This window comes from Actinomycetota bacterium, assembly GCA_005774595.1.
In the GTDB taxonomy this organism is placed as follows: Bacteria; Actinomycetota; Coriobacteriia; order Anaerosomatales; family D1FN1-002; genus D1FN1-002.
The window spans coordinates 1-4,876 of sequence record VAUM01000011.1; the positions used below are offsets into that span (position 1 = coordinate 1).

A 4,876-nucleotide genomic window follows, 5' to 3' on the forward strand; every position below is an offset into this window, starting at 1 on the left:
GGGCGGCCCAGCGCCACAGCCCGCCCCCGCCGACGCCGCCGAGTTCGCCCTCGTGTCGCCAGTCGAGATGTGGTTCGGCGAGACGCGCATCGGCGTGAAGCCCGGCAGCAAGACGTTCTCGGAGTTCCAGCGGCTCGCCGGCATCCTCTTCGAAGACCTGCACGCATCGAAGGCGGCCGGCTGATCCCCGTCCAGCGCCGCTATCAAGCGCTGGACGGCGTGTGCCGATTCCCGTTCATGTCGTACCATGGGCTCGAGGCCCACGGCTCGCGCCGCGTCGTGCGGTGACGCGCGCGAAGGATGAGGAACGGACCCATCGGTGGCTGAAGCTGGTCAGCGGCTCGGCATGCTGCTCATGAAGGCGGGCGTGATCACGGAGCGGCAGCTCCGGGACGCACTCGAGGTCCACAACGCGACCGGCAGCCCGCTCGGCAAGGTCCTCGTCGACCTCGGCTACGCGTCCCAGGGCGCGATCCTGTCGGTGATGGCGCGCCAGATCGGCATCCCGTACATCGACTTCAAGGAGAACGCGCCGTCGCCCGACGCGGTCGCGGCCGTGCCCAAAGAGCTCGCGGTCCGCTACGTCCTGATGCCGGTGGCGATCGAGGACGGGCAGCTCACCGTCGCGATGGCCGACCCGCAGAACGTGCTCGCGCTCGACGACCTGCGCATCGTGACGGGCTACGAGATCAAGCCCGGGATCTCCACCAAGGACGACATCGCCCACGCGATCGAGGAGTACTACAAGGTCGCCGAGCGGATGGACGACGACGAGTTCGTCGGCTCGGAGGACCTCGACGAGACCGACCTCGAATCGATCACGGACGCGACCTCCGACGCACCGACGGTCAAGCTCGTGAACTGGCTCATCAACAAGGCCGTCACCGACCGGGCGTCGGACATCCACATCGAGCCGCAGGAGTCGGACCTGCGTGTCCGGTTCCGCATCGACGGCGTGCTCCACGAGATCACGCGCAGCCCCAAAGCCGCGCAAGCCGCGATCATCAGCCGCTTCAAGATCATGGCCGACATGGACATCGCCGAGTCCCGCAAGCCGCAGGACGGCCACTGCGCGGTCACGGTCGCGGGGCACAAGCTCGACTTCCGCGTGTCGTCGCTGCCGACGGTCTACGGCGAGCGGGTGGTCCTGCGCATCTTGCGCAAAGACTCGATCCTGTTGCAGCTCGCCGACCTCGGCTTCCTGCCCGCGTCGCTCGAACGCTTCGAGTCGTCGTTCAAGAAGCCGTACGGCGCCATCCTCGTCACCGGACCGACGGGCTCGGGCAAGTCGACCACGCTGTACGCGGCGGTCAACGTGCTCAACGACCCGGGGCGCCACATCCTCACCGCCGAGGATCCCGTCGAGTACCGCCTGCCCGGCGTGAACCAGTGCCAGATCCACCACAAGGTCGGCCTGACCTTCGCCCGCGCGCTCCGCTCGTTCCTGCGCTGCTCGCCCGACGTCATCCTAGTCGGTGAGATCCGGGACCAGGAGACGGCGCAGATCGCCATCGAGTCCGCACTGACCGGTCACCTCGTCCTTTCCACGCTGCACACCAACGACGCGCCCGGCGCCGTCACCCGCCTCGTCGAGATGGGCGTCGAGCCGTTCCTCGTCGCGTCGGCTGTCGACTGCGTGCTCGCCCAGCGCCTCGCGCGCCGCCTGTGCAAGGAGTGCAAGGAGGAGTACAGCCCCAAGCCGGAGGTGCTCATCAGCGCCGGGTTCGCCGAGGACGACCTGCCCGACAGGATCTTCCGCGGCGTCGGGTGCAAGAAGTGCGGCAACACCGGCTACCGCGGCCGTGTCGGCGTGCACGAGGTCATGATGATGACCGAGGAGATCGGCAAGCTGACGATCGAGGAGGCGTCGGCCGACGAGATCGGCCGGGTCGCCGTCGACCAGGGGATGCTCACGCTGCGCCAGGACGGGCTGGAGAAGGTCCGCATGGGCGTGACCTCTATCGAGGAGATCGTCCGGGTCATCGTCTAGCCCGATGCGGGCGCGAATGGGAGAGGGACTCGTGGTCGATCTCGGCGATCTGCTCCGCATGGTGGTCGATCGTGACGCGTCGGACCTGCACCTGACGGTCGGTCTCCCGCCGGTCCTGCGGATCAACGGCCGCCTGCAGGCGGTCGGCGAGGACGCACTCGAGCCGTCCGACACGCGCTCGCTCGTCTACTCGGTCATGTCGCAGGGGCAGCGCCAGCAGCTCGAGCGCGACTGGGAGTACGACTTCGCGTACTCCGCTCCCGGAGTCGCCCGCTTCCGCGTCAACGTGTACCTCCAGCGCAGCAGCGTGAGCGCGGCGTTCCGCCTGATCCCGACTGCGATCCGCAGCTTCGACTCGCTCGGCCTGCCTTCCATCCTCGGGGACCTCGCGCTCCGGCCGCGCGGCCTCGTGCTCGTCGCCGGCCCGACCGGTTCGGGGAAGTCGACCACGCTCGCGTCGATGATCGACCACATCAACACCCACGAGTCGGTGCACGTCATCACCATCGAGGACCCGATCGAGTACCTGCACCACCACAAGCGCTCCATGGTCAACCAGCGCGAGGTCGGCTCGGACACCCGGACGTTCGGGGGCGCGCTCAAGTACGTGCTGCGTCAGGACCCGGACGTGATCCTCATCGGCGAGCTGCGCGACCTCGAGACGATGTCGGCGGCGCTGACCGCGGCCGAGACCGGGCATCTGGTGCTCGCGACACTGCACACACAAGGCGCCACCCAGACGATCGACCGCGTCATCGACGTCTTCCCCCCCCATCAGCAGCAGCAGGTGCGCGTCCAACTGGCCGGCAGTCTGCAGGGAGTCGTCTCGCAGCAGCTGCTGCCGAGGGCCGACGGGTGCGGGCGGGTGGTGGCTGCGGAGGTCATGGTCCCCACGCCCGCGGTCCGCAACATCATCCGCGAGGCGAAGACGCAGCAGCTCGACACGACGATGCAGACCGGCGACCGCTACGGCATGGTGACGATGGACCACGCGCTCGCCGACCTGTGCAGGCGCGGTACAATCACGATGGAGATGGCGATGAGCCGGGCGATCGACCCCGACGTGCTCAAGGGCCTGGTCTCCAAGCTCGGGTGACAGACCGGAGGACACGCAGCCATGGCCACATTCACCTACTCGGTCCGCGACAAGTCGGGCAAGATCGTCAAGGGCACGCTCGAGGGAGACAGCCGGGAGGCCGTCCGTGCGAAGCTCAGCCAGATGGGCTACATGGTCCTCGAGCTGTCGGAGCAGGGCGGGCTCGCCGCGCTGCAGTCGATCAAGTTCGGCACCGGCGTCAAGCCCAAGGACATCCAGATCTTCGCGCGCCAGTTCGCCACGATGATCAACGCGGGCCTGTCGCTCACGAAGTGCCTGTCGATCCTCGCGTCCCAGACGGACAGCGCCGCGCTGCGCGAGGTGGTCACCCAGGTCGGCAAGGACGTCGAGGCCGGCCAGTCGCTGTCCGACTCGCTCGCGAAACATCCGAGGATCTTCCCGCCGATCATGGTCAACATGGTGCGTGCGGGTGAGACCGGCGGTGTTCTCGACGAGGTCCTGCTGCGCCTGGCCGACCACTTCGAGCGTGAGGAGGGCCTGAAGGCCACCATCAAGTCCGCGATGACCTACCCGATCGCGATGGGCGTGCTCGTCGTCGTCATCCTTGCGGCGATGATGATCTTCGTGGTGCCGACCTTCCAGAAGATGTTCGCCGACATGGGCGGCAAGCTGCCCGCGATGACACAGTTCCTCGTCGACCTCTCGACGTTCGTGCGCAGTCCCAGGGTGCTCGTCCTGATCGCGGTCATCGCCGCCATCGTGTTCGTCTTCCGGCGCTGGAAGGCGACGCCGAGCGGGACCCTGATCTGGGACACGATCCTGCTGCGCATGCCGATCATCGGCAATCTGACCAAGAAGATGGCTCTCGCGAGGTTCACGCGGACCTTCGGCACGCTCGTCTCGGCGGGCGTGCCCATCCTCTCGGCGCTCGACATCGTCGCCGACACCGCCGGCAACGAGGTGGTAGCCAACGCGGTGAAGCGGTGCCGCTCGGCCATCAAGGAGGGCGAGACGATCGCCAAGCCGCTGTCAGAGTCCCCGGTGTTCCCCTCGATGCTCGTGCAGATGATCACCGTCGGCGAGGAGACCGGTGCGCTCGACGCGATGCTCTCCAAGATCGCGGACTTCTACGACGAGGAGGTCTCGACCGCGGTCGACGGCCTCACCTCGATCATCGAGCCGCTCATGATGGTCGCGATGGGCGGCGTGGCGGGCGGCATGGTCATCGCGCTGTACCTGCCGATGTTCACGATCATCACGTACGTCCAGTAGGCAGGCGCGGTGCTCAGTCCCTCGCGCCCGCGTGACGCCGGTCACACAACGACGTCCTCTCGCGGATCCACGCTCAAGTCGGGCGCTCGGCGGCCGATACTGGGAATGTAGCAAGTAGCGGCGTGCGCGCCGCGATCGATTCCCGCAAGGGAGAAGGAGGTGCGAGAGCCATGAAGGCATTCCGCAGGAACGAGGGCTTCACCCTGGTCGAGTTGATGGTCGTCGTGCTCATTATCGGCATCCTCGTCGCCATCGCCATCCCGGTCTTCAACACGGCCAAGGCCAACACCCAGAGGAAGTCGTGCTTCGCGAACCAGCGCACCATCGAGGGTGCCGCTCAGACCTACGCCGCCGAGAACGACGGCAACTACCCGGACGCCGTGGCCGACCTGGTGCCGGTCTACATCAAGACCGCGCCTCAGTGCCCGGTCGGCCCGACCGCCTACGGTGCGATCGACACCAGCGACGGCAACCTGGCCGACTGCGCGAACCACGGCCACTTCTAGGATTCATCCGCTTCGAACGCCCTGCTGACAGGGCGAGACCAGAGGCCGGCG

At 67.4% G+C, this 4,876-nt stretch carries 4 protein-coding genes; all 4 read left to right on the forward strand.

What is annotated here, in order from left to right; all coding sequences use genetic code 11:
- Positions 1–346: 346 nt before the first annotated feature.
- Positions 347–1,990 (forward strand): type II secretion system protein GspE, encoded by a 1,644-nt coding sequence (locus tag FDZ70_01115; GenBank protein ID TLM80345.1) that lies wholly within the window; start codon positions 347–349, stop codon positions 1,988–1,990.
- 16 nt (positions 1,991–2,006) lie between these two features.
- The gene (locus FDZ70_01120; protein ID TLM80332.1) at positions 2,007–3,086 is read left to right on the forward strand and encodes a type IV pilus twitching motility protein PilT; all 1,080 of its coding nucleotides are present in this window, start codon (positions 2,007–2,009) and stop codon (positions 3,084–3,086) included.
- A gap of 21 nt (positions 3,087–3,107) precedes the next feature.
- The gene (locus FDZ70_01125) at positions 3,108–4,319 is read left to right on the forward strand and encodes a type II secretion system F family protein (protein TLM80333.1); all 1,212 of its coding nucleotides are present in this window, start codon (positions 3,108–3,110) and stop codon (positions 4,317–4,319) included.
- Positions 4,320–4,489: 170 nt separating this feature from the next.
- Entirely contained in the window at positions 4,490–4,825 is a 336-nt protein-coding gene (locus tag FDZ70_01130) for a type II secretion system protein (protein TLM80334.1), read from the forward strand.
- The last annotated feature ends 51 nt before the right edge of the window (positions 4,826–4,876 follow it).

Excerpts from the sequence above, each read along its gene's own strand:
- FDZ70_01120 (TLM80332.1), top strand. The coding sequence starts at position 2,007 with ATGGGAGAGGGACTCGTGGTCGATCTCGGCGATCTGCTCCGCATGGTG.
- FDZ70_01125 (TLM80333.1), top strand. The coding sequence starts at position 3,108 with ATGGCCACATTCACCTACTCGGTCCGCGACAAGTCGGGCAAGATCGTC.
- FDZ70_01115 (TLM80345.1), top strand. The coding sequence starts at position 347 with ATGCTGCTCATGAAGGCGGGCGTGATCACGGAGCGGCAGCTCCGGGAC.
- FDZ70_01130 (TLM80334.1), top strand. The coding sequence starts at position 4,490 with ATGAAGGCATTCCGCAGGAACGAGGGCTTCACCCTGGTCGAGTTGATG.